Below are 2592 nucleotides of genomic sequence, written 5' to 3'. Positions count from 1 at the left end.
AGAATATAGACAATCGGCGGCGGGCCAGAAGGTCGTGTGGCCATGGAACTCCTCCTGGGGAACGGGGATAACCCTCCTCTGTTGTATCAGCTACCCCCCTCTTTAGGGAGCAAAGTCTCTTACCTCCCGCAACTCAATCACATCGGCACGGGGATCTGCTTGGAGGACCTCCAACTCAATCCAGGCCCCCAGCGGCACCTGCCGCTCCAAGCCCACCGGCACGCGAAAGGCAATCTCATCCAGCATGGCCATCACCAGGTTCTCCTCCTCGCGCAGATAGCCCAGAACCAATGCCCGCCAAGTCTGCCCTGGTCGCTGGCGCAGGTACTCAATGCTCCAGTAGCGCTTGGACTTGCGCTCCACCTGAGCGGCCTCGGCCGTGCCTGGCTCAATGCCTAGCAACACCTGCTGTACCTCGGCTTCTGTCAAGGGCAGGGGATCCCCGCGCAAAAAGGCCTTGATCTGGTAGTGCGCCACCAGATCCAGGTAGCGGCGAATTGGGGAAGTTACCTGGCAGTAGGCATCAAGGCCCAGGCCCGCGTGCCGCTCAGGTTGCGTGGCCACCTCTGCCCGCGACAGACACCGCATGATGGCAAAGGACCTGACCGGCCCCTGGGGGTACAGCTCCAAAACTTCCGGCGGGGGCAGTTCGGGAGCAGGCTGCAGGCGGTAGGGCACTGGGATCCCATGCTGGCGGGCAAAGCGAGCGGCTACCTCGCCGGCCAGCACCATCATTTCCGCCACCATCTGCCGCGCCGGCGTATCCTCAATAACGCGCAGGTGGGGGATCTCGTCGATGACCTTGATGTCCTGCTCCGGCAGGCCAATAGGGATCGCCCCTTGCCCAAGTCGCCAGGTGTAGCGCCAGCGCGCTGCCCGAGCAATGGCTGTCAGCTGTGGCTCTGCCTCCAACTCCAGCATCTCGTCGGCATCGTCGTAGGTGAGGCGGTAGTTTACCTGGATTTGGCTAAGGCAAATTTCGTAGTCGCGCACCGCCCCGTCGCCTCCCAGGCGAATGCCAAAGCTGAGAGCAGGCCGCACCTCCCCCTGCACCAAACTCATAGGACCAGTGGACAGCTCTGGCGGGAACATCGGGATCACCCGCTCTGGCAGGTAGACACTGGTACCCCGCCGGCGGGCCTCTAGATCTAGAGGATCCCCCCACCGCACCCAACAACTGGGATCGGCGATGTGGATCCAGAGCTTCACCTCGTCATCCGACTCAAACTCGACGCTGAGAGCATCGTCGATGTCGCGGGTGCTGGCATCGTCGATGGTGTAGGTGTGAAGATGGGTGAGATCCCGGCGCAGAGGCAGATCCAAGAAGGGGGGAGGCCCGCCAAGCAAAGTTTGGGCGTAGCGCTCCACCTCCTTGGGAAATTGGGTGGGGATCCCCGTAAGGCGCAGGGCCAGGTTCTCGTGGCGGCTCCACAGGCCCAGGGCTACCAGGGCGTCAAAGGCTCCTTGAGGAGTGTCGGGAAATCCCATCAGTTGCAGCAGTTGCGAGACCCGCTCCCGATCCGAGGGGGTGAGGTTGTGGGAGAGATCCTCGTGGCTGCGAATGCTGGCCGCCGCTCCCTGCAAAGCTAGGCGCTCCAGCACCTCCAGACGAGCTCGTTCCGCTGGGCTCCAAGTGTACTTTTGCCCAGGCTGGGCCACCGCTGCTTTTAGGCGGGCCTCAAACTCGGCCTGCTCCTGCTGCCGCTGCTGGGCGACAGCAATTTGATGGAGAATTTCCTTTACCTGTGCCGGCGGGCGCGGCTCGTAGCCTTCCCCCTTCTCCTTAAAGTAAATGTAATCCTCGCTCAAAAGGCGGTAGGCTGCATAGGTGGAGACCGGCGAATCGTCGGAAAACAACAACTGCGCCATCTCCGAGAGGCTCAGGGGCCGCCGCTCCTCCTGAACCAATTCCCAGGCCAAAGCCAAGCTCTCGGGATCCAGCTTTGCCTGAACCGCCTGCCAAAAGCTGGGGATATCGGAAACGGTAAAGTTGGAATTGCCGTTCAGGGCGAACGTAATTTGGCGGGGGTGAACGCTGTAAACCTGCCCTGAGGGCACCTCCAACAGCAGGTTCTTTTTGCCCTCCGTGCCCTGAACTACGGCCAATAGCCGCTCGTTATTGTGGCGAAACTCTACCAGCGTACCCTTTTCCACCCTCTCTACCCAGCCAGGCTCACGCTTGCTGCTCTCAACATTCTCCCCTAGCTCTGCCTTCCTTGACTATGGGAAAAACCCGCCAAGCAAACTTACCCTAAAAGGCTAGGTGGAGGCTGCTAGCTGCCAGGGATCCCAAGGCAGAGCTTGCTGAAGCCCCTCCTAGCTGGTTGAAGAAAATCTACACAAGCCAGTGGAAACCATCAGGAGCAAGGTAGAATCTTGGCCGTAGATTCTGGGTCTCTCCATCTCCAAAAGTTTACCTAGCAAGTCCCGGTCATCTGGGCTTGCCAGCAACGACGAGGTTAGCCGTGGACGCCCCAAAGCGCTTACTGGTTGTTGATGACGATCCCAATCTCGTCCTCCTGGTGAAGGATTACCTGGAGTTTCGCGGCTACGAGGTGGTGGCAGCCAGCAATGGTCTGGAAGCCCTGGAGG

1 protein-coding gene and 1 pseudogene are annotated in these 2592 nt (G+C 60.5%); one reads left to right on the top strand and one right to left on the bottom strand.

Annotated elements, in window-relative coordinates; translation table 11 throughout:
* Window positions 1-102: 102 nt before the first annotated feature.
* Entirely contained in the window at window positions 103-2154 is a 2052-nt protein-coding gene (locus NW809_RS11875; protein ID WP_414402231.1) for a ribonuclease catalytic domain-containing protein, read from the bottom strand.
* 311 nt (window positions 2155-2465) lie between these two features.
* Here NW809_RS11875 and NW809_RS11870 point away from each other — a divergent pair.
* Window positions 2466-2592: pseudogene (locus NW809_RS11870) on the top strand (DNA-binding response regulator); the annotation flags it as partial.

Source organism: Synechococcus sp. WC101 (assembly GCF_047461555.1).
Classification (GTDB): Bacteria; Cyanobacteriota; Cyanobacteriia; order Thermostichales; family Thermostichaceae; genus Thermostichus.
Note: the sequence above shows the minus strand (reverse complement) of the source record. Positions and strands in the feature narration are given on the sequence as shown.